Origin of the sequence: Streptomyces sp. LMG1-1-1.1 (genome assembly GCF_040815545.1) — a bacterium.
Taxonomy (GTDB): Bacteria; Actinomycetota; Actinomycetes; order Streptomycetales; family Streptomycetaceae; genus Streptomyces.
On sequence record NZ_JBFPNH010000043.1, the window covers coordinates 246207 to 269910 of the forward strand.

Genomic DNA, 23704 nt, shown 5'->3' on the forward strand with positions numbered 1-23704 from the left:
GGGGCCCGGCGGAGGTCAGAACACGGACAGGCCCGTGATGGTGGTGAAGCGGTCGAGGGCGGTCACGCCGGCGACCGAGTTGCCGCGGGCGTCGAGTCCGGGGCTCCAGACGCAGAGGGTGCAGCGGCCGGGGACGACGGCGACGACGGCTCCGCCGACGCCGCTCTTGCCGGGGAGGCCGACGCGGTAGGCGAAGTCGCCGGCGGCGTCGTAGGTGCCGCAGGTGAGCATGACGGCGTTGACCTGCTTGGCCTGACTGCGGGTCAGCAGGCGGCTGCCGTCGGCGCGCAGGCCGTGCCGGGCGAGGAAGCCGGTGGCGAGGGCCAGGTCGGCACAGGAGGCTTCGAGCGAGCACTGCCGGAAGTACTCGCGCAGCAGGTCGGGGACGGGTCCCGTGATGTTGCCGTAGGAGGCCATGAAGTGGGCGAGGGCGGCGTTGCGGTCGCCGTGCGCCGCCTCCGACGCGGCGACGCCGGAGTCGAAGGCGAGGTCGGGGTTGCCGCTCTCGGCGCGGAGGAAGGCGAGCAGGCTGCCGGAGGCGTCGCCGGTGAGGCGGTGCAGGCGGTCGGTGACGACGAGGGCCCCGGCGTTGATGAACGGGTTGCGCGGGATGCCGTGCTCGTACTCCAGCTGTACGAGGGAGTTGAACGGGTCACCGGAAGGCTCCCTGCCCACGTGGGCCCACAGGTCCTCGCCCTCCCCGGCGAGGGCGAGCGCGAGGGTGAAGACCTTGGTCACGGACTGCGTGGAGAAGGGGTGCCGCCAGTCGCCCACCCCGTAGACCGTGCCGTCGAGTTCCGCGACGGCCATGCCGAAGCGCCGCGGGTCGCCCGCGGCGAGGGCGGGGATGTAGTCGGCCGGGGTGCCCCGCTCGGTGAGCTCCGCGATCTCCTCGGCGATGCGGTCGAGTACGGGCTGGAAGGAGGTGTTCGTGGTCATGCCCAGTCGCGGGCGTCCCGGTCCGCGCCCGTGGCGTCGACGTCCGCCGGCGTGCCCGCGAGGCCGAGGTCCCCGCCGGGCGGTGCGGTGAAGTAGCGCGCGACGTCCGCGTCGGTGACCTCCGCGAGGGTCGACGGGGTCCAGCGCGGGTTCCGGTCCTTGTCCACCACCTGGGCGCGGATGCCCTCGACGAGGTCCGGGGTGGTCAGAGCGGCGCAGGAGGCGCGGAACTCCAGGTCCAGGACCTCTTCCAGGGTGCCGAGCAGGCGGGCGCGGCGGATGGCGGCCAGCGTGGCCTTGAGGGCCGTGGGCGACTTCGTGAGGAGGGTGGTCGCGGCTTCCTTGGCGGCGGGGAGTCCGGCGTCGAAGAGCAGCTCGACGACGGTCTCGACGTCCGCGGCGCCGTAGCAGGCGTCGATCCATTCCCGCTGCTCGGCGAGGACGCCGGCCGGGGGAGCGACGGCGTGGCGGGCGACGGCCTCCGCGGCGGGCAGCCGCGTCAGGTCCTCGACCAGGGCGGGCAGTTCGGCGGCCGGGACGAAGTGGTCGGCGAGGCCCGCGAGGAGCGCGTCGGCCGCGCCGACGGCTCCGCCGGTGAGGGCGAGGTGGGTGCCGATTTCGCCGGGGGCGCGCCCGAGGAGGTACGTACCGCCGACGTCGGGGACGAAGCCGATGCCGGTCTCCGGCATGGCGACCCGGGAGCGTTCCGTGACCACTCGGACCGAGCCGTGCGCGGAGACGCCGACGCCGCCGCCCATGACGATGCCGTCCATGAGGGCGACGTACGGCTTCGGGTAGCGGGCGATCCGGGCGTTGAGCCGGTACTCGTCCCGCCAGAAGGCCGCCGACGCGGAGCCGCCGGCGCGGGCGTCCTCGTGGATGGCGCGGATGTCACCGCCGGCGCACAGGCCCCGCTCGCCCGCCCCCTCGATGACCACCGTGGCGACCTCGGGGTCGTGCTCCCACTCGCCGAGCGCGGCGTCTACGGCGACGACCATGGCGTGGGTGAGCGCGTTGATGGCCCGGGGCCGGTTCAGGGTGATGAAACCGGCACGCCCCTCCGTCCGGAGAAGCACGTCGGGGGTTCCGGTCGGCACCATCACTCGGTCCTTTCGGGTCGCGCGGCTCGCTGTTTTCGATCACGGTACCGGGCGCGCGCGGGGCGATCGGTTCGAGGGCCGGTGACGGCGGGCCGGGGCCGCGGAGAAGAGGGGCCGGGGCGATCGGGAGACGGCGCGTCCGGGGCCGTGCGGAGACGGCGGGCGGGGCCTCGGGGTGCGGCGGGCAGCGGCCGGCGGGACGGCCGGGCAGGTCAAGGGCGGGAAGGACTCATCCGCTTCTCGCGGATCCTGATTGCACGGTGCACGGCCCGGTTACGACCGCTACTCCGCATCCTCATGCCGGGTCCTTCCCGTCCCCTCCATGGAACCACCCGTCCGACGGGCGCGCTAGCGCCCGCCGGACCATGAGGGGGCGGGTTCCCGGGGGCTCAGGCCGGGAGCAGGTCCTGGGGAACGCGGACCTGGCGGGGGGTGGCCATGCGGAGCTCGATGATGTCCCGGACGGTGGGCCATTCGTCGTCGAGGATCGAGTAGAAGGCCGTGTCGCGGACGGCTCCGTCGAGGCCCCGGGAGTGGGCCCGGCGGACACCTTCGCAGGTGGCGCCGAGGCGTTCGATGGCGACCCGGGAGCGGGTGTTGCGGGCGTCGGCGCGCAGGGTGATGCGGCGGACGCCCCAGGCCTCGAAGGCGTGCCGGAGCATGAGGTACTTGGCCTCGGTGTTGATGCCGGTCCCCCGGGCGGCACCGGAGATCCACGTGTTCCCGATCTCGGCGGCGTCCGGGACGGCGGTCAGCGGATCGCCGTGGGGCATGCCGGGCACGGGGGGCCAGACCAGCGGTCCCCGCCAGTAGTCGAGTTCGAGGAACCGGGTCGAACCGATGACTTGCTCGTCGGCCGTACTGATCAGGGCGAAGGGCAGGCATCGGCCTGCCGCCTGATCGGAGAGGGCGCGGGCGATGTAGTCGAGGGCCGATTCGAAGCCGTCGGGTACGGGGGTGAAGGCGTAGGCCGATCGGTCCGCCCCGCCGGCCCGGGCGAGGGCCTCGGCGTGCCGCATCGCCAGCGGCTCCAGGCGCACGGAGCGCCCGGTCAGGAGAACAGGTACTGGCACGGGTCCTCGGGTCTTTCACGGGCAGGGAGAGCTCCCGCCGAGGAGTGGCCGCGGCGGCAGCGGGAGGGAGGTTCTCGCCGGGTGCCGAATCACGTCGTGAAAGCGATGAAATCGCAGGTAAAACGGTTCGTCACCAGGTGCGAGGAGGAACAGTATGCAGCCACAACCGCTCCGAGAACAGAACCCAGGACGAACCCGTACCCACACGTGGGTGAAGCCTGCCGCACACCCCGTTTCACCGGTCTCACGAGCCGGACAGGGCCGCCCGCCAGTCGGACGGCCCCCGCCTTCAGACGCAGGTGGGATGGCCCCAGCCGTCGGCGTTCTTGGCGATGGTCTCGCCCTTGTCGTAGGCCTTGCCGCAGCGGCAGCGGCCCGGAAACTTCGCTTTGAGGGTGCCGCCGGACGGGCGACTCCGCCGCGTGGACGAGGCCGGGGACGACGCTCCCGAGGAGGAGGTCGCGAAGGCGCGCGTCCGGGGCGCGGAGGCGCGCGACGGGGCTTCCGGCGGGGGCAGCGGAGCGCCGGCGGCGGAGCCCGTGGGCTCCTGGGTGCGGGCGGTGTGGCTGGCCGCCCGGTCCGCGGCGTCGTTGAGGGGGTCGCCGTCGACCTGGTGGGCGGGCACGTAGACGAAGGCGACGTCGCGGCCGGTGAGCAGCGCGTCGATGCGCACGACGAGCTCCTTGTTGGCGACGGGAGAGCCCGACGAGGTCTTCCAGCCCTTGCGGCGCCAGCCCGGCAGCCACGTCGTGACGGCCTTCATGGCGTACTGCGAGTCCATCCGGACCTCGGCGGGCACGCCCGGGTCGAGGGCTTCGAGGAGCCGTTCCAGGGCCGTGAGTTCGGCCACGTTGTTGGTCGCCCGCCCGAGGGGCCCCGCCTCCCAGCGGTCGACCTCGCCGTCGGAGCGGCCGATGACCCATGCCCAGGCCGCGGGGCCGGGGTTTCCCTTCGACGCGCCGTCGCACGCCGCGATGATCTTTTCCACCATCCCACGATCCTGACACGGTCGCGGGGGTGGGTGGTCCCACCCCCGCGACCGCGCGGGGGACGGCCGTCAGAAGGCCCCGTAGTTGACCTGCCAGGTGGGCAGCCCCATCCGGCGCCAGAGGGCGACGACGCGGTCGCGGTCGTCGAGGGAGACGCGGACGGCGTAGCGGTGGCGCACGTGGGCGTCGAAGAGCTCCGCCTTCACGATGTCGTCGCCGCGGCCGTCGCCGGAGGCCCGCATCCACAGCTCGTCGTACGGCACCTCGTGCCGGTCGAGCCAGGTCTCGGTGAGGGCGCGGTGGTCCTCGCTGCGACCCGACAGCAGGACGATCCGGTCGCTCTCGGCGTGCCGGAAGGCCCGCAGGGCGTCCCGTACGGAGGGGTTGAGCAGGTCCTCGCCGCAGCGCGTGAAGTCGTACGGGCCGCGGTCGCCGCGCAGGGCGAGGGTGCCGTCGATGTCGCACATGACGGCCGAGGGGAGGGCCGGGTCGGCGACGTAGGGCAGGCCGGCGGGCCGGTCGTTGAGCCATTCCGCGGTGAGGCGCCAGCCGCCGCGGGTGGCCTTGGCGTGCTTGTCGGCGAGGAGGCGGATGATCTCCTCGCCGACGGGCCGGTCGCGGGCGGCGTCGCGGCGGACGCACTCGTCGACGGGTACGTCGGTGAAGTCGTGGACGACGAAGGTGGCGGCCCGGCCGGCGACGGCGGCCTTGAGCCGCTTCGGGATGTGCGGGGTCAGGTGGGTGTTGTCGACGACGACGTCGAAGCCGTCGTCCACGGCCGCGCGGACGGCGGCGTCCTGGATGCCCAGCACGGTCTGCTCGTGCGTGCGGGAGCGCCGGTCGCCCGCGGGGAGGTCGAGCATGGAGCGCAGGTCGTCGAGGTTGACGCGGCGGACGCGTCCCTCGGCGGCGGCCTGGAGGGCGCGGGCGGCCGTCGTCTTCCCGGAGGCCGGGAGGCCGGTCATGACGTGGACGACAGGCACGGTCAGTTCTCCTCGTCGTGCGTGAAGGGGTCGGTGGCCTCGGGGCGTATCTGACGCCACACGAGGAGGTCGGTGGGGCGCCCGTCGAGGCGCAGGAAGAGCGCGGCTCGCACCCCCCGGTCGGTCACCTCCGCGGCGGCACGGGCGAAGGCGGCCCGGTCGCCGGCGAGGTGCGCCAGGCGGGTGTAGGCCTCGTCGACGGCGCGCTCGCGCCGGTCGGCGGCCTCTTCGAGGCCCGCGACGACCTCGCGCACCCAGGCGTCGAACTCGTCGGGGACCTGTTCGAGGAGGGCGTCGAGCGGCTTGCCTCCGGAGGCCTCCACGTCGGCGACGGAGCAGCCGATGCCCGTGGCCAGCCGGGCCGCGGGCACGGCGGCGAAGCGCTGGATGCCGTGGCCGCGCCAGATGTCCCGCTCGGTGACGCCGGTGAGCACCTTGTGGAGGCGTACGTACTCGGTGAGCTTGGCCTTGGCCCGCAGGCCCGAGGCGAAGCGCAGCACGAAGCCCTCGGCGTCGGTGCCGGTGGCCGGGACACCGCCGGGGAGGGTGTTGGCCTCGGTGTGGGCGGTGAGCTCGGCGAGGGTCATGGCGGGCCAGGTGCGGACGACCGAGCCGATGTCCCGCCAGGAGGCGGCCGCCTCGGCGAGCGGGATCTCCGTGCCGTCGCGGTCGAAGGCGGCCAGCAGGACCAGGTCGCGCCGGTCGCCGTAGTTCACGACGATGCGGTTGTGCGGGTAGAGGATCTCGGCGAGGTACGTGACTCCCGGGGTCAGGCCCGAGGTGTCGGCGGCGTCCAGTCGGCGCTGGGCCCAGGTGGCCTGGGCGCTGGTGAAGGAGCCCTTGGAGGCGGCGTGCCAGCGGTCCCCGTAGTGGAAGACCACGCCGAGGCTGCCGTCGACCTTGTCGTAGACCTCGAAGGGCTCGTCCGGCAGCGGCGGCGCGTAGGGGCGGCCGGTGGCGTGTTCGGCCAGGTTGAAGAACTTGGGGAGGGGGAGGGCGACGATCCGTCCGGTGGTGTCGTCCGCGACGAGGCCGCGGCAGCGTGTGGTCGCCCTGTTCCAGTGCTGGGCGTACTGGCACGCGCGCGTGTACGTGTAGATCGACAGCGGCAGCCCGGGGTGCCGCTTGCGTGTGACATGCCCCTCGTCGAGTGCGGTGGCGAGCTCGTCGGACGGCATCAGGTCGTGCAGAGTCAGGGTCGCCTGGCTCATGGGGTCCCTCCCGGTTGTTCGGTGATCCATTCTCGGCAGGACCTGCCGGGGAGGACAGCGAATTTCGGGGGGCGAGGGGTTCCCGGAGGCCCGTTTCGGAGCCGGCGGGCCGGCTCCCGAGCCCTGCCGTGTCGGTGGTGCCCCGTAGACTCGCCGTCGCCCGCCGGTGACGGAACCGGCGCAGTCGAAGGAAGCGAGCCCCATGAACCACGCGGATGGCACGGCACCGATCTACGCCGAGCTCATACGGGAGCGGGGGGATGTTCCGGGTGACGTCCGCCAGGTCGCCGAGGAGGTTCTGCGGGACCTGAGCCGGGTCATCCAGATGCCGCCGCAGGGCGTTCCGGGGCCGCAGGCACCGGCCGCTCACGCGGGCGTCGGCGGGCAGGTCGCCGTCGCGGGCCACCAGGGCGGCATGGGCGTCCCGAACGGCATGGGGCAGCACGGCATGGGGCAGCACGGCATGGTCCAGGGCGGAATGGTCCAGGGCGGCCACGGCCCGAACGGCATGGGTCAGGGCGCCGCGCTGATGTCCCACCCTCAGCCGGGCGCCGCCGTCATGCCGCACCGGCCGCAGCTCTAGGGCCTGTCCGGCGGGTGTCTTGCCGATCAGGCCGGGCTCGCGGGGCCTGATCGGCAGGACACCGCCTGGCCGGCCCTCGTTGTCAGTGCCGTGCGCGATGCTGTCCCCGCAATGGCCTGTGCCGGGCACGGGGGCGGGCTGCGGACGGTGAACAGGGGATGACGACATGGCCGAGGTTCTGCTCTTCCACCACTCGCTCGGGCTGACCGACGGGATCGCCGCGTTCGCCGGCGAGCTGCGGCGGTCGGGGCACACGGTGCACACCCCCGACCTGTACGAGGGGCGCACGTTCACGGACCTGGAGGCCGGTGTCGGGTACGCCATGGAGGTCGGCTTCGACGCGCTCGTGGAGCGTGGCGTGCGGGCCGCCGACAGGCTGCCGGAGGAGATCGTCTACGTGGGGGTCTCACTCGGTGTGCTCCCCGCGCAGAAGCTGGCGCAGACCCGGGCCGGGGCGCTCGGTGCCGTGCTGCTGAGCGCCTGTGTGCCCGTGGACTCCTTCGGCACGGCCTGGCCGGCCGGCGTGCCCGCGCAGGTGCACGGCATGGACGCCGACTCGTTCTTCGTCGACGAGGGGGACGTCGAGGCGGCGCGGGCGCTCGTGGCGGACGCGGAGGATCGGAGGCTGTTCCTGTACCCGGGGACCTCGCACCTGTTCGCGGAACGCGGCGCACCGTCCTACGTGCCGGAGGCGGCCGCCCTGTGCGTCGAGCGCGTGCTCTGCTTCCTGGACGGCCTCAAGCGCTGAACCGGCTCCGCCGCGCGGGCTCCGGGTCGACCGATCGGTGGACCCGCGGGTCGTCCGTCCCGCCGTGGCCCGGGAGCCGGGCGGCGGACCGGGCCGGGCGTGCCACGGGCGGAGGATCGGTGCAGGGCGCGGAGCCGTCCGGGCCGTGTGGTCCCCGCAGCGAGGAGTCCGTCATGACAGCGTTCCGCCGTTCGCCCCGTTCCGTCCGGGCGCTCGTGCCCGCGGCGGTGGCCGCCGCCCTGCTCGCGGGGTGCGCGCAGGGCGCCGGAGGGGCGGCCTCCGCCACGGACTCGACACCGCGCTCCGGGGGCTCCTCCACGGCCGCGCCGGCGTCCCCCGGGACGGCCTCGCCGGGCGGGTCCGTCACCGTGACCCCGGCGCCGGCCGACTCGGCCGTGGCGGGTGCGCCAACCCCGGGCACGCTCCTCGTCGGCGACTTCGGATCCGACACCGTCACCTTCGTCGACCCCGCGCGCGGGGCGACGGGCTCCGTGAAGGTCGGCACCGCTCCGTACGGGCTGGTCGTCGGCGAGGACGGGCGCGCGTGGGTGGCGACCGCCGAGGGCGTGGCGGTCGTGGACACGGCGACCAGGCAGCGCCTCGCGCTCGTGCCGTACCGGACGGACACCGGGCCGGTGACGACGGGCGAGTACCGGGGCGGGGGCATGGGCATCGTGCTCTCCCCGGACGGGCGCCGGGTGTACGTGGGGGTCAACGTGCCGGGCGGCAACGGCGCCCTGGAGGTCGTCGACACGGCGGCCCTGCGGGTCACGGACGCCGTCGAGGTGGGCCGGCGCCCGTTCGACGTGGACGTGTCGCGGAACGGCGCCGAGGTGTACGCGACGAACCACGACTCCTTCGACGTCACGGTCGTCGCCGCGGACACCCTGCGGACGCGGCGTGTGGAGGTCGCCCCGTACGGCACGGAGGGCGGCCTCGGTTCCTGGCTCAAGCCGCACTACGCGGCCGTCCGCCCCACGGACGGCAAGCTGCTGCTCCCCTTCGAGGGCGAGCGGCTCGCGGTGGTCGACCCGCGGACCGGCCGGACGACGATCGAGCCGATGACCGCGAACACCCACCAGCACGGCGTCACCGTCACCGCCGACGGCACCCTGTTCACGGTCGGCACGGGCCCGATCGACCCGGCCGAGGACCGCGGTCCCTCCCTCACCGTCCGCACCCCCGCCGGGGCCGAGCGGGTCTACCCCCTGGAAGGGGCGCACGAGAGCGTGGCCGTCCCCCGCGACGGGCGGACCGCGTATGTGACCGGCGGATTCACCCGCGACGGCTACTGGGACGGCCTGACCGTCGTCGACCTCGCCTCGGGCGACACCCGGCGCCTCGCCGCGGGATCGCGCCCCCTGGGGATCGCCGTCCTCTGACCCCGTCGAAGAGCGATACGACGGCAATGGCGATAGAAAGGGTGAACCACGGATAGTCAGCGAGACATCGCCGAATCGGCTTATTCAGCCACTGGCGAGGGCGTATTGCACGCCCGTACGGAAGGGCGGACAGCGTGAGTCGACCGAGGATTCTCGTGGTGGGCGCGGGATTCGCCGGAGTGGGCTGTGTGCGGAGGCTCGAACGGCGGCTCACGGAGCGGGAGGCGTTGATCACGCTCCTGTCGCCGTTCTCGTACCAGCTGTACCTGCCGCTGCTCCCCCAGGTGGCGGCGGGGGTGCTGACCCCGCAGTCGGTGGCCCTGTCGCTGCGGCGCAGCCAGCGGCACCGCACCCGGATCGTCCCCGGCGGTGTGGTGGGGATCGACACGGCGGCGAAGGTCTGCGTGGTGCGCACGATCTCAGGCGAGTTCGTGACCGAGCCCTACGACCACCTCGTCCTCGCGCCCGGCAGCGTGACCCGCAGTTTCGACATCCCCGGGCTCGCCGAGCACGCTCGGGGCATGAAGACGCTGGCGGAGGCCGTGTACATCCGCGACCACGTCATCGCCCAGCTGGACCTGGCCGACGCGAGCAACGACGACGAGGAGCGGGCCGCGCGCCTGCGGTTCGTGGTGGTCGGCGGCGGCTACGCGGGCACGGAGACGGCGGCCTGCCTCCAACTGCTCACCCGCAACGCGGTCAAGCGGTATCCGCGGCTCGACCCGAACCTCATCAAGTGGCACCTGGTCGACATCGCGCCGAAGCTGATGCCGGAGCTGGGCGAGAAGCTCGGCTCGGCGGCGATGGACATCCTGACCAAGCGCGGCATCGAGGTCTCGCTCGGCGTCTCGGTGGCCTCGGTCGACGAGGAGACGGTGACGCTCACCGACGGGCGGGTGCTGCCGAGCCGCACGCTGATCTGGACGGCCGGCGTCGCCGCGAGTCCGCTGATCGGCACGCTCGGCGCGGAGACCCTCCGCGGCCGGCTCGTCGTCTCGGCCGAGATGGACGTGCCCGGCCTCGAAGGCGTGTGGGCCCTCGGCGACGCGGCGGCGGTGCCCGACCTCGCCAAGGGCGAGGAGGGGGCGATCTGCCCGCCGACCGCGCAGCACGCGATGCGGCAGGGCAAGGCCGTCGCCGACAACCTGGTCGCCAGGCTGCGCGGGGAGCCCACCCACCCGTACGTCCACAAGGACCTGGGGCTCGTGGTGGACCTCGGCGGCATGGACGGCGTCTCGAAGCCGCTCGGCGTCGAACTGCACGGCATGCCGGCGCAGGCCGTGGCCCGGGCCTATCACTGGGCCGCGCTGCGGACCAACGTGGCCAAGACCCGGGTGATGACGAACTGGCTGCTCAACGCCGCCGCGGGCGACGACTACGTACGGACCGGGTTCCTGGCGTCGAAGGCGGGGACGCTGCGGGACTTCGAGTACACGGACGCCTATCTGACGCCGGAGCAGGTCCGTGAGCACACGGCCTCGTTCCGCGGGGCGGTCGGGGCCGGCGGGAACTGACGTCCCGGACGCGACACCCGCCCACCCGGCACCCCGCACCCGGCACCCGGCACCCGGCCGCAGGCACTTGGCCGCAGGCACTTGGCCGCAAGCACCCGGCCGCAGGCTCGCACGCGCGACCGTCGTCAGCGCGCGAGGTCGGGGGCCGGGCCCATGACCACGACGGGCTCCCTCGCCGGGTCGAGGGCGCGCAGGAGTTCGCGGAGCGCCTCGCGTTCCAGGGCCACGCAGGCCTGGGTGGGGCCGCCGTGGTCGACGTGGATCCAGACCCCGCCGCCCTTCTCGGCGCCGAGCGGGCGTTCCTTGTCGAGCGGGGTCCGGCCGGGGACCCGGTTGTAGTCGATGGCGACGACGTGGTCGAAGGAGCCTTCCAGGGGCTCGCCGGAGAAGCCCGTACCGGTGATCGCGAACTCCGCGTCCTGGTCGTACGGGAGGCGGGAGCCGGGGTCGGGCAGCCGGCCGCCCGCGTCGCCGAGCCGGAACACGCCGATCGGGGTGCGCAGGTCTCCCGCGACGTGGTCGGAGGTCCAGCCCTCCAGCGCGTTGTGCGCGGGCCAGGGCCCTGCCTGCTCGGTCCAGCCGCCGGCCGGGTCCCGTGCGTACAGCGTCGCGGTGGCCGTGTGGGAGTCCGGGCTCGAACCGGTGACGACGAGCGCCTGGGACGTGCTGTCCGGGACGGAGGCGTGGGTGGCGGGGCCGATGCCGGGGATGCGGGGGACGGGCGCGGACGCGAGGCTGTTGGCGGCGGTGTCCGGCGGGGCCGCGTCGGGGCGGGCGTCATCCGCGGCGGGCCCGCTCGCGGGGGTCCGCGCGGCGGCGGGGTTCGTGGGTGCGGTGCCCGCGCACCCGGTGAGCAGCAGGACCGCGCACAGTGTGCCGGCGCTCAGCAGCGCGGGGGCGCCCTTGCGTACGGACATGGGTCGGCATCCTCCTGGCCGGGGGCAATGCAGCGATGCGTACCCGTTCGGCGGTCCGCCGTCGCGCCGTGCCCGCCCCCTCACCCGTACGGACGCCCGCGGCGTGCGGGCAGGCCACTCTCTTCGGATTGGCCCCCGCGCACCTCCCCCGGGCCTGCCTAGGGTGAGGCCATGCATCCGACGCTCGCCGCCGACCTCGAACGGCTCCCCGAACTCCTGCAGTCCGCCCGTGACTTCGCGGCCCATCAGCTGTCCGGGGTCGGGGAGCGGCCGGTCGCCACCGCGGCGAAGGCGCCCGTGCCCGACCGGCTGCCGTCGGCGGGCGTGGGCGCGCAGGGCGCGCTGGAGCGGTTCGCGCGGCGCTGGGAGCCCGGGTTCTCCGGTTCGGCGGGGCCCCGCTACCTGGGGTTCGTGACGGGCGGTGCCACTCCGGCGGCGCTCGCCGGCGACTGGCTGACCGGCGCGTACGACCAGAACGGCTCCAGCGGCGGCGGGTCGACCGCCGATGCTCTGGAGCACGAGACGCTGGGGTGGCTGCGGGAGCTGTTCGGGCTGGGCGCTGCGCACCGGGGCGCGTTCGTCAGCGGGGCGACGATGTCGAACACCGTGGGGCTGGCCGTGGCCCGGGAGTGGTTGGGCGAGCGCCGGGGCGTCTCGGTGGCCCGGGAGGGAGTGGCCGCGCTCGGCCCGGTGCACGTGCTGTCCGGTAGTCCGCACTCCAGCGTCACGAAGGCGCTGTCCGTCCTGGGGGTCGGCCGCGACCGGTTGCGGCCGGTGCCGCTGCTCGGCGGGGAGCGTGAGGCGGTGGACGTGGCGCGGCTGGCCGAGGCGCTGGAGTCGCTGAACGGGGAGCCCGCCGTGGTCGTCGCCAACGCCGGGACGGTGAACACGGTCGACTTCGACGACCTGCGGGCCATCGCCGCCCTCAAGGAGCGCCACGACTTCTGGCTGCACGTGGACGCCGCGTTCGGCGCGTTCGCCGCCCTCTCCCCCGCACACGCCCCGCTCGTCGACGGGCTCGACGCCGCCGACTCGATCTGCGTGGACCTGCACAAGTGGCTGAACGTGCCGTACGACGCCGCCGTGCAGTTCACCCGCCGCCAGGACCTCCAGGTGCGGGTCTTCCACAACGAGTCGCCGTATCTCGGCCTCCCCACCGGTACCCCCGACTTCCTGCACCTGACTCCGGAGAACTCCCGGCGGCTGCGCGCGCTGGCCACCTGGTTCTCGCTGACGGCGTACGGGCGCGAAGGGCATGCCGAGATCGTCGAGCGCTGTGTCGCCCTGGCCCGGCGGCTGGGCGAGGGGATCTCCGCCGTCCCCGGGCTGCGGCTGCTCGCGCCGGTGCACCTGAACGTCGTCTGCTTCACCCTCGCCGACGGGCCGACGACGGAGCGGCTGGGCGCCCTGGCGGGGGCGGTCGCCGACTCCGGCGAGGCGTTCCTCACCCCGACCGTCCTGCACGGGACGCCCGCGCTGCGGGCCGCGTTCAGCAACTGGCGTACCACGGAGGCGGACACGGACCGGGTCCGGGACGCGCTGGCGCGCGCGGTACGGCGACTCTCCGCCGTGCCGGGGGCGTGAGCGTCGGTCCGGGGGTGAGAACCAGAGGAATCTGACTAATCGTCAGAACGTCACGTCACGAGTCTGGGAACCTCCGGGGCCCGGCGCTACCCTCCGCGCATGATTCGGACGGTGGTGTGGGGTACCGGAAATGTCGGGCGCGCGGCCATTCGCGCCGTGGACGCCCATCCAGGGCTCGAACTCGCGGCCGTACTGGTGTCCGACCCGGCGAAGGTCGGCCGTGACGCGGGCGTGCTCGCGGGGCTGGGGTGCGAGCTCGGCGTGCCGGCGAGCGACGACGTGGGGGCCGTGCTCGGCGGGCGGCCGGGGGCGGTGGTGTACGCGGCCTCCGGCGACACCCGGCCCGACGGGGCGCTCGCCGACGTGGCGCGGGCGGTGTCGGCGGGGGCGGTGGTGGTGACGCCCGCGCTCTATCCGCTGTACGACCAGCGCAACGCGCCGCCGGAGTTCCGCGATCCGGTGCTCGCGGCGGTCGCCGAGGGAGGCGGATCGCTGTTCGTGTCGGGGGTGGACCCGGGCTGGGGCAACGACGTGCTGCCGCTGCTGGTCAGTGGTCTCGCCGCCACGGTGGACGCGATCCGGTGCCAGGAGATCTTCGACTACTCGACGTACGAGCAGGAGGAGTCGGTCAGGGAACTGGTGGGCATGGGCAAGCCCCTGGAGTACGAGGCGCCGATGCTGTGGCCCTCGGTGCCGACGATGATCTGGGGCGGTCAGATCCGGCTGATGGCCCGCGCCCTGGGCGCCGAGCTCGACGAGATCCGCGAGACGATCGAACGCCGCCCCCTGGAGTCCACGGTCAAGACGCGGACGATGGGCGTCTTCGAGGCCGGGACGCAGGGCGCGATCCGCTTCGAGGTGCAGGGCATCGTCGGCGGGGAGCCCCGCATCGTGATCGAGCACGTCACCCGCATCCACCCCTCCTGCGCGCCGGACTGGCCGGTGCCGCCGGACGGGGCCGGCGCGCACCGGGTGATCGTCGAGGGAAGTCCCCGGATCGAGGTGACCGTGGCGGCCACCGACGAGGGCGAGAACCGGTCGGCGGGCGGGAACGCCACGGCCGTGGGCCGGCTGGTCGGGGCGATCGACTGGCTGGTGGCGGCGGAACCGGGACTGTACGACGCGCTGGACATACCGCTGCGGCCGGCGGTCGGGAAGCTGGGAAGGAGACCACGGTGATCATCGACATCCCCGAGGGCCAGGAGCCCATCGGGTACGTGTGGGGCGACATGGTTCCGGAGATCGGGACGGCGGCGGCGAACTTCTCGCTGTCGGTGTACGCCCACACGACCCTGGGACTGCGCGAGTTCGAGGCGGCGCGGCTGCGCATCGCACAGATCAACGGGTGCGGGTTCTGTCTGGACTGGCGCACCGACCGGGACGGCGTGAAGGTCGAGGAGGGCTTCGACGAGGTCGTCGCGGCCTGGCGGACGACGGAGGTCTCGGAGTCCTTCGACGAGCGGACCCGGCTCGCGGCCGAGTACGCGGAGCGGTACGCGCTGGACCACCACGGTCTCGACGACGAGTTCTGGGCGCGCATGACGGCCCGGTACAGCCAGGCCGAGATCGTGGAGCTGACCATGAGCCTGGGCTCGTGGCTGGCCTTCGGGCGGCTCAACCGGGTGCTCGGGCTCGACACGGTGTGCGTGCTGCCGACGGGTTGAGCCGGGCGTGCGAAGGGGCCGGCCGGTTCTCGAACCGGCCGGCCCCTCGGCGTGCGGGTCCGCTCAGAAGTCCTCGGCGATGATGCGCTCGATGTTGCGCTCGGCGAGGGCCGTGATCGTGACGAACGGGTTGACGCTGGTGTTGCCGGGGATGAGGGAGCCGTCGATGGCGTAGAGGCCGGAGTAGCCGCGGAGGCGGCCGTAGTTGTCGGTGGCGCTGCCGAGGACCGCGCCGCCGAGCGGGTGGTAGGTGAGGTGGTCGCCCCAGATCTTGTACGCGCCGAAGAGGTCGGTGCGGTAGATCGTGCCCTCCTTGCTGTTGATCTTGTCGAAGATGGACTTGGCCATGTCGATGGACGTCTGCTTCCAGGCCCGGTCCCAGCTCAGGTCGACCCTGCCGGTGGACGGGTTCCAGGAGAACTCGGCGCGGCGCGGGGTGCGGGTGATGGAGAGGTAGAAGGAGGCGTAGGTCTCGATGCCGGTGGGCAGCGGGGCGACCTCGGCGAACGCGCCGCCGGCGTCCCAGTTGTCGATGCCCGCGGTGGGCATGGAGGACTGGAGTTTGCCGGTGGGGTCCCACATGTGGTTGGCGCGGCCGCACATGACGTTGCCGTTGTCGCCCCACCCCTTGCCGATGTGCTCGTTGAGCGACGGCAGGGCGCCGGTCGCCTTGAGGCGGGTGAGGAGCTTGCTGGTGCCGACGCTGCCGGCGGCGAAGAACACCCGGTCGGCGCGGACGGTCTTGGTGACGAGGGTGGCGCCGGTGGTGTCGATCTGGTCGATGACGACGGTGTAGCCGCCGGCGGCCGCCGGACTGACGGAGGTCACCCGGTGGAGCGGGGAGACGCTCACCCGGCCGGTGGCGGCGGCCTGGGCGAGGTATGTCTTCTGGAGGCTCTTCTTGCCGACGTTGTTGCCGTAGATGACCTCGCCCGCCAGGGCGGACTTCTGGACGGACCCGGCGGCCTCCTGCTTCATGTAGTCCCAGTCGTAGACGTTGGGCACGAAGACGAAGGGGAATCCGGAGCGCTGGGCGTGCTTGCGGCCGACGCGGGCGTACTGGTAACAGTCCGCGTTCTCCCACCAGTTCACGTCCACCGAGGTGACGCCGAGGCCCGCGTTGGCGCGCGGGTAGTAGGTGGCGTACATCTCGGCCGGATCGACGGTGGGGAGGATCGCAGGGAAGCGCTCCCGGAGCGGGGTGACGGCCATGCCGCCGTTGACGAGGGACCCTCCGCCGACGCCGCGCCCCTGGTAGACGGTGATCCCGGCGAAGTCCTCGGCGTCGAGGATGCCGGTGTGGAGGGGCACGTCCTTGTCGAGCGGGAAGCCGAGGAACTGGCTCAGGGGCTGCTTGGTGCGGGTGCGCAGCCAGAAGGATCGGTAGTCCGGGGTGGTGGTGTTGGCGAAGATCTTGCCGTCCGGTCCCGGGGTGTCCCAGGCCATGCCCATCTCGACCATGTGGACGTCCACGCCCGCGCGGGCGAGCCGCAGGGCGGCGACGGAGCCGCCGTAGCCGGTGCCGATGACGAGGGCGCGCACCTGGGAGCCGTCGGCGATGGGGGTGCAGTTCAGGCCGGGGACCTCGGCGCGGGCGGGGGTCGCGATCGTGCCGGCGAGGGCGGCGGCACCGAGAACAGAACCTGTTCCCGCGAGGAAACCGCGACGACTGACCCGGCGATTTCCCTGGACGGACAGGGGGTGTTCACTCATGTGATCTTCCTCACTCGCGAGTGAATGGGAACACGTTCTACGACTGGCCGTCGAGGAAGTCACGAGAAACTGCCGGGTAACTTCGGGCCGGACAGGCCCTCTTGATCGCCTCTGCTATGGACGCGGCACGGGGCCGCCCGTCGCCATAGCAGAGGAGCGTGGGTCCTGGGGTCAGGCCAGGGACGAGCCCGGAGCGCCGGTGAGGCGCTCGGGGGTGAGGAGTTCGGCGAGCCGGTGGGCCGGCAGCAGGCCCTTCTCCAGGGTGAGTTCGACGACTCCGCGGCCGGTGGCGAGCGCCTCCTGGGCGATGGCGGTGGCCGCGGTGTACCCGAGGTGCGGGTTGAGAGCGGTGGCCAGGCCGATGGAGTTCTCCACGGCGGCGCGGAGCGCCTCGGTGTTGGCGGTGATGCCGGTGACGCAGCGCTCGGCGAGGGTCAGGCAGGCCGCGCGGAGCGAGAGGATGCTCTTGGACAGGGCGTGGAAGATGACCGGCTCGAAGGCGTTGAGCTGGAGCTGCCCGGCCTCGGCGGCCATGGTGATGGTGATGTCGTTGCCGATCACCTCGAAGGCGACCTGGTTGACGACCTCGGGGATCACCGGGTTGACCTTGCCGGGCATGATGCTCGAACCGGCCTGGACGGGCGGCAGGTTGATCTCGTTGAGCCCGGCGCGCGGTCCGGAGGAGAGCAGCCGCAGGTCGTTGCAGGTCTTGGACAGCTTGACCGCGATGCGCTTGAGGACACCGGAGAGCTGCACGAAGGCGCCGCAGTCCTGGGTGGCCTCGATCAGGTTGACCGAGGTGACGAGCGGCAGCCCGGTCAGCCCGGCGAGGTGGCGGCGGGCGGTCTCCGCGTAGCCGGGAGCGGCGTTGAGGCCGGTTCCGATGGCGGTGGCGCCGAGGTTGATCTCGTGGATGAGCTCGATCGCCTCCGCGAGCCGGCCGCGGTCCTCCTCCAGCATCACGGCGTACGTGGAGAACTCCTGGCCCAGCGTCATGGGCACCGCGTCCTGGAGCTGGGTGCGGCCCATCTTGACGACGTCGCGGAACTCCAGGGCCTTGGCGGCGAAGGCGTCCTGGAGCACGGCCATGGCCTTCAGGAGTTCGCGGGCGGCGCCGATCGCGGCGATCCGGATCGCGGTCGGGTAGACGTCGTTGGTGGACTGGCCGAGGTTGACGTCCTCGTTGGGGTGCAGGTGCGCGTAGTCGCCCTTGGCGTGGCCGAGGAGTTCGAGGGCACGGTTGGCGACGACCTCGTTGGCGTTCATGTTGGTGGAGGTGCCCGCGCCACCCTGGACGACGTCCACGACGAACTGGTCGTGGAGGTGTCCGGTACGGATCTCCCGGCAGGCACCGGCGATGGCCGCGGCCTTGTCGGCGGGGAGCAGGCCGAGCTCCTCGTTGGCGCGGGCGGCGGCTTCCTTGACGGCGGCGAGCGCGTCGATCAGCAGCGGGTAGACCGAGATGGGGGTGCCGGTGATGGCGAAGTTCTCGGTGGCGCGCAGGGTGTGCACGCCCCAGTAGGCGTCGGCGGGGACGTCCCGGTCGCCGAGCAGGTCGTGCTCGCTGCGGACGGGTGCGTCGTGCGGGGCCGGTGCGGGAACCATGAAGGGCGTCCTTGAGGGGGTGCGGGCATGCGAAAGGGCGGGGCCGCCTGCCCGGACCGCGCCGGAGGGCCCCTCGGTGGGAAGTGGGTGCCGGCTCGCGGGCGGGCGGGGGGGTGCGCCGCCCGCGAGCCGGGGTTCTAGGGGGTGTCCCGACGGTCTCGTCGGACTCGTCGGACTCGTCAGACTCGGCAGGCTCGTCGGACTCGCCAGGCTCGTCGGAGTCGTCGGACTTCGTTGCTCTAGCTGGACTCGTCGCTCTCGCCGCGAGCCCGGGTCGTTCGGCCGGACTCCCCGGGGTGCGCCGGTCAGGCGCGGCCGGCGACGGCCGTGGCCGAGCGGGAGCCGCCGGTGGCGAGCGCGGGCTCGGCGCGGACCGGGCCTTCCAGGAGGCGGCGCAGCAGGGCGGAGCTGCGGGCGGGGTCGCTGGTGCCGCCGTCGGCGAGGAGCGTGGCGAGGAGGGCGATCCGGGCCTGGGCGGACCGGAGCGTGCCGGTGAGCACCGCGCCGCCGGCGACGAGGTCGACGGCGCCGCCGCCGGTGTAGATCTCGGCGAGCGGTCCGGCGGGGACCCGGGTGCTGACGGCGACGAGGACGCCCTGGGCGACGGCGTTCGCGACGGCGGCGGCGATCTCGGGGGTGGCGTTGCCCGCCCCGGTCGCTTCGAGGACGATGCCCCCGGCGCCGGCGGCGACGGCCGCGTCGAACAGCATCGGGTCGCCGTCGGAGTGGTGGCTCACGATGTCGACGCGGGGCAGCGGGGTGGCGTCGGGGCCGGTCGCTCCGGGTATCGCGGTCCGCGCGGCGGCGGGGAGCGGCAGCGGCGCGGGGCGCTCGGGCTGGCGCTCGATGTCGACGCGGGAGAAGCCGACGCGGCCGAGGCGCTCGGCGGAGGGGTCGGAGAAGGCGTCGGCGGCGAGGGTCTGGGTCTTGACGGTGCCGCGCGCGGCGTGGACGCGGCCGTCGAAGACGACGAGGACGCCGAGTTCGCGGACGGTGGCGGCGACCTGGAGCGCGTCGTACAGGTTGCCGGGGCCGTCGCCGTCGCCGGTGCCGAACGGGCGCTGGGCGCCGGTGAGGACGACCGGGCGGGCGTCGGCGTGGTGGAGGTCCAGGAAGAAGGCCGTCTCCTCCAGCGTGTCGGTGCCGTGGGTGACCACGATGCCGTCGACGCCGGGGTCGGCGAGGGTCTCGTGGACGGTCCGCAGCAGGGCCAGCTGGTGGGCGGCGGTCATGCGGGAGCTGTTGACGTTGAAGAGGTCGACGACCTCGACGGTGACGCCTTCGGGGAGGGGTGCGGTGGCCAGGACGTCGTCTCCGGAGGCGTCGGCCGCGTATCCGGTGCCCTGCCAGCGGCTGGCGATCGTGCCGCCGGTGCTGATGACGACGATCCGGCGCGCTCCCCCGTCGTTCGTCCGCTTCATGCCTGCCGTCCTTACTCCGTACCGATATCGCCCTGCTGTCGCAACGATAGGACAGGGAGTGCGCAAGACGATTGCGAAATCACCCGGGGCAACGTTTCAGCGTGGTAGATAATTGCGCCATGGACCGAATCGATCTCCACATCTTGCGTGAGCTCCAGAACGACGGCCGGCTGAGCAACCAGGAGCTGGCCCAGCGGGTCGGCCTCAGCCCGTCCCCCTGCCTGCGCCGGGTGCGCCAGCTGGAGCAGGACGGGGTGATCCAGGGCTACCGGGCGATCATCGACCCGGCGGCGGTGGGCCGGGGCTTCGAGGTGCTCGTCTCGGTGGAGGTGCGGCGGGACCGGGAGACGGTGGAGGCCTTCGAGGAGGCGCTCCAGGACGTCCCGGACGTGATCGAGGCGTACCGGCTCTTCGGCAGCCCCGGCTGCCTGCTGCGGATCGCGGTGGCCGACCTCGCGGCGTACGAGCGGCTGTGGATCGAGCGGCTGACGACCCTGGCCGGCGTCACCGAGGTCAACTCGCAGATCATCATGAAGCGGATCAAGGAACCGAAGGGGATGCCGGTGGACGTCCGGGGCACCTGAGCACCTCTGGGGCGGTTCGGTGGTGCGGGATGCCAGAACGTCACGCAACAGCCTCTTTCCCGTTACATGACAGGTACCTGACTTGTGCCACGCTCCCGGCTGACACGTACTCAACACGCGTAGAACGCGGAACCCTTGAGCCGGGGCCGCGTTCCGGCGCGTGACGCACCCGGGAAAGGGCACCCCCCATGTCCGTTGCACAGACAGGCCGCTGGAAGGCCTGGGCGGCCTCGATAGCCGCCGTCCTCGTCACCCTCACCGTGCCGACGGTCGCCGCGACCCCCGCGAGCGCCACGACCACGGCGTACGACAGCACGTACTACAAGGACGCGATCGGCAAGACCGGCACCGGCCTCAAGTCCTCGCTGCACACCATCATCAGCAGCCAGAGCAAGATCTCGTACGACGCGGTCTGGAACGCCCTGAAGACCACCGACCAGGACCCGAACAACACCGCCAACGTGATCCTGCTCTACAGCGGCACCTCCCGGAGCAAGTCCCTCAACGGCGGCTCCGTCGGCGACTGGAACCGCGAGCACACCTGGGCCCAGTCCCACGGCAACTTCGGCACCTCCGCCGGCCCCGGCACCGACCTCCACCACCTGCGCGCGGCCGACGTCCAGGTCAACAGCACCCGCGGCAACAAGGACTTCGACTACGGCGGCAGCGCGGTCAGCGGCGCTCCCGGCAGCTACACGGACAGCAACTCCTTCGAGCCGCGCGACGCCGACAAGGGCGACGTGGCCCGCATGATCCTCTACATGGCCGTCCGCTACGAGGGCGACGACGCCTGGGCCGACCTGGAGCCCAACGACTCGACCACGAACGGCAGCGTCCCCTTCCACGGCCGCCTCTCGGTCCTGAAGCAGTGGAACGAGCAGGACCCGCCGAGTGCGTTCGAAGAGCGCCGCAACGACATCATCTTCAACACCTACCAGCACAACCGGAACCCGTTCATCGACCACCCGGAGTGGATCGAGGCGATCTGGTAGACCCGACACACCGGACCGGGCACCGGCGGGTGCCCGGTCCGGCGCGCTCGGGTCGACCCGCGTAGCGATCCAGGCCGCGGGACTTCGGAGCCGACCCGTACGCATCACCGCTCCCGGCGCCTTCAAACGCGAAGCGCCGGATTTTCTCATGATGTTGAGGCTCCCGACTCTTCCTTGATCAGACGTTATCCATCCGTGATAAACGGGCATTTTGCCCCGGTTCCCTACGCTTCGCCGTGCACGGGAAGACCGATTCCTCCCCTCGAAGCCTCCGGCGCACCTATCACGTCACCGCGCCTCGAACAACCCCTTCGGCCGAGGAAGTTCCGGCAATCGCTCGGTAACTTCGGCGCCCATGACCACTGCCCCTCTGACCTCCCCGATCGACGGCGTCTCCATCGGCCCCGCCCGCCCCGCGGACGGCGCCGACCTCTGGCGGATCGCACGCGGCTCGGGGGAACTCGACCTCAACTCGCCGTACAGCTACCTGCTGTGGTGCCGTGACTTCGCCGACACCACCGCCGTCGCCCGTGACGCCTCCGGACGACCCATCGGCTTCGTCACCGGCTACCTGCGCCCCGACGCGCCGGGGACGCTCTTCGTCTGGCAGGTCGCCGTGGAGGGTTCGCACCGCGGAAGCGGGGTAGCCGGGAACCTGCTCGACGCCCTGTCCGACCGCGTGGCCGCCGAGCACGGACTCCGCGGGATCGAGTCGACCGTCACGCCGGGCAACCTGGCGTCCGACCGGCTCTTCCGGTCCTTCGCGCGCCGGCACGGGGCGGAGCTGACCCAGGAGGTCCTCTTCCCGTCCGCCGCCTTCCCCACCACGGGACACGAGTCCGAGGTGCTGTACCGCATCGGCCCCCTCGACCACCCCGCCTCCTGAGCCGTCCCGCCTTCCTGAGCCATCCCGCCACCGCACGCCGCACGCCGCACAAGACCCTGGAGAAGACACTCCGTGACCCTCACCGACATCGCCCCCTCCGTCTTCGAGACCGTGGAATCGGAGGTCCGCAGCTACTGCCGCGCCTGGCCGGTCGTGTTCGAGCGCGCCAGCGGGAGCCGGCTCTACGACGAGCAGGGGCGGCCGTACCTCGACTTCTTCGCCGGGGCGGGCTCGCTGAACTACGGCCACAACCATCCGGTGCTCAAGCGCGCCCTGCTCGACTACCTCGCCGACGACGGCGTCACCCACGGCCTCGACATGTCGACCACGGCCAAACGCGACTTCCTGGAGACCTTCCGCTCGACGGTCCTGGAACCCCGCGCCCTGCCCTACAAGGTGATGTTCCCCGGCCCCACGGGCACCAACGCGGTCGAGGCCGCGCTGAAGCTCGCCCGCAAGGTCACCGGGCGCAAGACCGTCGTCTCGTTCACCAACGCCTTCCACGGCATGTCGCTCGGCTCGCTCGCCGTCACCGGCAACGCCGCCAAACGCGCCGGAGCGGGCGTCCCCCTCCCCCACGCCACCCGCATGCCCTTCGACCACTACCTGGGCGGACGGGTCCCGGACTTCCTCTGGTTCGAGAGGCTCCTCGACGACCCCGGCTCCGGCTTCGACCATCCCGCGGCCGTGATCGTCGAGACGGTCCAGGGCGAGGGCGGCATCAACGTCGCCCGCGCCGAGTGGCTGCGCGCGCTGTCGGAGCTCTGCCGGCGGCACGGCATGCTCCTCATCGTGGACGACGTCCAGATGGGCTGCGGCCGCACCGGCGACTTCTTCTCCTTCGAGGAGTCGGGCATCACGCCCGACATCGTCACCCTCTCCAAGTCCATCAGCGGCTACGGCCTGCCCATGGCCCTCTGCCTCTTCAAGCCGGAGCTCGACGTCTGGGAGCCGGGCGAGCACAACGGGACCTTCCGCGGCAACAACCCCGCCTTCGTCACCGCCACCGCCGCCCTGGACGCGTACTGGCGCGACGGCGTCCTGCGCGAGCGCACCCTCGGCCGGGCCGACCGGGTGGAGAGCGCCCTGCTCGACCTCTGCGGCGGCGACGGGCGCGCCGGCGTCGCCGTCCGCGGCCGAGGCCTGGTCTGGGGCCTGGAGTTCGCCGACGGGGAGCGCGCCGAGGCCGTCTGCCGGCGGGCCTTCGAACTCGGGCTGCTCCTGGAGACGTCGGGGCCGCACGGCGAGGTGGTCAAACTGCTGCCGCCGCTGACCGTCACGGACGACGAACTCGACGAGGGCCTCGGCGTCCTGGCCCGCTCCGTGCGCCACACCGCCGGCCGCCTCGCCGCCTGATCGCCCGAACAGCCGAACACCGAAAGGCCATCGCCCATGATCGTCCGTTCCTTCGACGAGCTGGAGAACACCGAGCGGCATGTGAGGGCCGCGTCCGGGACCTGGGAGAGCAAGCGCATCGTGCTGGCCCGCGAGCGGGTCGGCTTCTCCCTCCACGAGACGGTGCTGTACGCCGGCACCGAGACGTCCATGTGGTACGCGCACCACGTCGAGGCCGTCGTCTGCACCGCGGGCGAGGCCGAACTCACGGACCACGAGACGGGCCGGACGTACACCATCCTGCCCGGGACGATGTACCTGCTCGACCGGCACGAGCGCCACACCCTCAAGGTCAAGCGGGACTTCCGCTGCCTCTGCGTGTTCAACCCGCCCGTCACGGGCCGCGAGGACCACGACGCGAACGGCGTCTACCCGCTCCTCACCGAGCCCGGCACCACCTGACCGCGCCCGGTCCGCCGGC

The 23704-nt window shown here is 72.8% G+C and carries 22 protein-coding genes; 12 read left to right on the plus strand and 10 right to left on the minus strand.

Translation table 11 applies throughout. The features are described from left to right. Window positions 1-15: 15 nt before the first annotated feature. The 6 genes from MRBLMG1_RS25190 to MRBLMG1_RS25215 form a co-directional block, all read right to left on the minus strand. Window positions 16-939, minus strand: coding sequence for a glutaminase (locus tag MRBLMG1_RS25190; RefSeq protein WP_367826376.1), 924 nt, complete (start codon window positions 937-939; stop codon window positions 16-18). After that, window positions 936-2039 carry an enoyl-CoA hydratase/isomerase family protein gene (locus MRBLMG1_RS25195; protein ID WP_367826377.1) on the minus strand — a complete coding sequence of 368 codons (1104 nt, stop codon included), beginning with the start codon at window positions 2037-2039 and terminating at the stop codon, window positions 936-938. Before MRBLMG1_RS25195 ends, MRBLMG1_RS25190 begins: the two co-directional genes overlap by 4 nt. 389 nt (window positions 2040-2428) lie before the next feature. Beyond that, complete coding sequence (locus tag MRBLMG1_RS25200; RefSeq protein ID WP_367826378.1) at window positions 2429-3112, minus strand: GNAT family N-acetyltransferase; 684 nt, start codon at window positions 3110-3112, stop codon at window positions 2429-2431. A 289-nt stretch (window positions 3113-3401) separates the two neighbouring features. Next, window positions 3402-4103: a ribonuclease H family protein gene (locus MRBLMG1_RS25205; RefSeq protein ID WP_367826379.1), complete on the minus strand. Its 702-nt coding sequence runs from the start codon at window positions 4101-4103 to the stop codon at window positions 3402-3404. Between the two features lie 66 nt (window positions 4104-4169). Next, the gene (locus MRBLMG1_RS25210) at window positions 4170-5084 is read right to left on the minus strand and encodes an AAA family ATPase (protein ID WP_367826380.1); all 915 of its coding nucleotides are present in this window, start codon (window positions 5082-5084) and stop codon (window positions 4170-4172) included. 2 nt (window positions 5085-5086) lie between these two features. Then, on the minus strand, window positions 5087-6295 hold the full coding sequence (locus tag MRBLMG1_RS25215) for an RNA ligase (protein ID WP_367826381.1): 1209 nt from the start codon (window positions 6293-6295) through the stop codon (window positions 5087-5089). Window positions 6296-6497: 202 nt separating this feature from the next. Here MRBLMG1_RS25215 and MRBLMG1_RS25220 point away from each other — a divergent pair, with 202 nt between their 5' ends. The 4 genes from MRBLMG1_RS25220 (at window position 6498) to MRBLMG1_RS25235 (ending at window position 10522) form a co-directional block, all read left to right on the plus strand. Beyond that, window positions 6498-6878: a hypothetical protein gene (locus tag MRBLMG1_RS25220; RefSeq protein WP_367826502.1), complete on the plus strand. Its 381-nt coding sequence runs from the start codon at window positions 6498-6500 to the stop codon at window positions 6876-6878. 166 nt (window positions 6879-7044) lie between these two features. Then, window positions 7045-7626: a dienelactone hydrolase family protein gene (locus MRBLMG1_RS25225; RefSeq protein WP_367826382.1), complete on the plus strand. Its 582-nt coding sequence runs from the start codon at window positions 7045-7047 to the stop codon at window positions 7624-7626. Window positions 7627-7799: 173 nt separating this feature from the next. After that, complete coding sequence (locus tag MRBLMG1_RS25230) at window positions 7800-9008, plus strand: YncE family protein (RefSeq protein WP_367826383.1); 1209 nt, start codon at window positions 7800-7802, stop codon at window positions 9006-9008. Window positions 9009-9142: 134 nt separating this feature from the next. Next, complete coding sequence (locus MRBLMG1_RS25235; RefSeq protein ID WP_367826384.1) at window positions 9143-10522, plus strand: NAD(P)/FAD-dependent oxidoreductase; 1380 nt, start codon at window positions 9143-9145, stop codon at window positions 10520-10522. Window positions 10523-10647: 125 nt separating this feature from the next. Here the strand turns inward: MRBLMG1_RS25235 and MRBLMG1_RS25240 are convergent, their stop codons facing one another. Next, a complete protein-coding gene (locus MRBLMG1_RS25240) occupies window positions 10648-11439 on the minus strand; it encodes a hypothetical protein (RefSeq protein WP_367826385.1) in 792 nt (263 codons plus the stop codon). A 171-nt stretch (window positions 11440-11610) separates the two neighbouring features. On the opposite strand from MRBLMG1_RS25240, the gene MRBLMG1_RS25245 reads away from it, so the two are divergent. The 3 genes from MRBLMG1_RS25245 (at window position 11611) to MRBLMG1_RS25255 (ending at window position 14687) form a co-directional block, all read left to right on the plus strand. After that, on the plus strand, window positions 11611-13023 hold the full coding sequence (locus MRBLMG1_RS25245) for a pyridoxal phosphate-dependent decarboxylase family protein (RefSeq protein WP_367826386.1): 1413 nt from the start codon (window positions 11611-11613) through the stop codon (window positions 13021-13023). Window positions 13024-13122: 99 nt separating this feature from the next. After that, window positions 13123-14202 carry a dihydrodipicolinate reductase gene (locus MRBLMG1_RS25250; protein WP_367826387.1) on the plus strand — a complete coding sequence of 360 codons (1080 nt, stop codon included), beginning with the start codon at window positions 13123-13125 and terminating at the stop codon, window positions 14200-14202. Then, window positions 14199-14687, plus strand: a complete 489-nt coding sequence (locus tag MRBLMG1_RS25255; protein WP_367826388.1) for a carboxymuconolactone decarboxylase family protein — start codon at window positions 14199-14201, stop codon at window positions 14685-14687. Before MRBLMG1_RS25250 ends, MRBLMG1_RS25255 begins: the two co-directional genes overlap by 4 nt. A gap of 63 nt (window positions 14688-14750) precedes the next feature. On the opposite strand, the gene MRBLMG1_RS25260 is transcribed toward MRBLMG1_RS25255, so the two are convergent. The 3 genes from MRBLMG1_RS25260 to MRBLMG1_RS25270 form a co-directional block, all read right to left on the minus strand. Beyond that, window positions 14751-16400, minus strand: a complete 1650-nt coding sequence (locus tag MRBLMG1_RS25260) for a GMC oxidoreductase (protein ID WP_367826389.1) — start codon at window positions 16398-16400, stop codon at window positions 14751-14753. Window positions 16401-16571: 171 nt separating this feature from the next. Further along, window positions 16572-18005, minus strand: coding sequence for an aspartate ammonia-lyase (locus MRBLMG1_RS25265; protein ID WP_367826390.1), 1434 nt, complete (start codon window positions 18003-18005; stop codon window positions 16572-16574). Between the two features lie 305 nt (window positions 18006-18310). After that, entirely contained in the window at window positions 18311-19426 is a 1116-nt protein-coding gene (locus tag MRBLMG1_RS25270; RefSeq protein ID WP_367826391.1) for an asparaginase, read from the minus strand. Between the two features lie 119 nt (window positions 19427-19545). Here MRBLMG1_RS25270 and MRBLMG1_RS25275 point away from each other — a divergent pair, with 119 nt between their 5' ends. From MRBLMG1_RS25275 to MRBLMG1_RS25295, 5 genes are all read left to right on the plus strand, one after another. Next, window positions 19546-20010, plus strand: coding sequence for an Lrp/AsnC family transcriptional regulator (locus MRBLMG1_RS25275; RefSeq protein ID WP_367826392.1), 465 nt, complete (start codon window positions 19546-19548; stop codon window positions 20008-20010). A 188-nt stretch (window positions 20011-20198) separates the two neighbouring features. After that, on the plus strand, window positions 20199-21002 hold the full coding sequence (locus MRBLMG1_RS25280) for an endonuclease I family protein (protein ID WP_367826393.1): 804 nt from the start codon (window positions 20199-20201) through the stop codon (window positions 21000-21002). A gap of 355 nt (window positions 21003-21357) precedes the next feature. Then, on the plus strand, window positions 21358-21888 hold the full coding sequence (gene ectA, locus MRBLMG1_RS25285) for a diaminobutyrate acetyltransferase (RefSeq protein ID WP_367826394.1): 531 nt from the start codon (window positions 21358-21360) through the stop codon (window positions 21886-21888). Window positions 21889-21960: 72 nt separating this feature from the next. Next, complete coding sequence (gene ectB / locus MRBLMG1_RS25290; protein ID WP_367826395.1) at window positions 21961-23244, plus strand: diaminobutyrate--2-oxoglutarate transaminase; 1284 nt, start codon at window positions 21961-21963, stop codon at window positions 23242-23244. Window positions 23245-23280: 36 nt separating this feature from the next. Continuing rightward, complete coding sequence (locus MRBLMG1_RS25295; RefSeq protein WP_367826396.1) at window positions 23281-23685, plus strand: ectoine synthase; 405 nt, start codon at window positions 23281-23283, stop codon at window positions 23683-23685. Window positions 23686-23704: the final 19 nt, after the last annotated feature.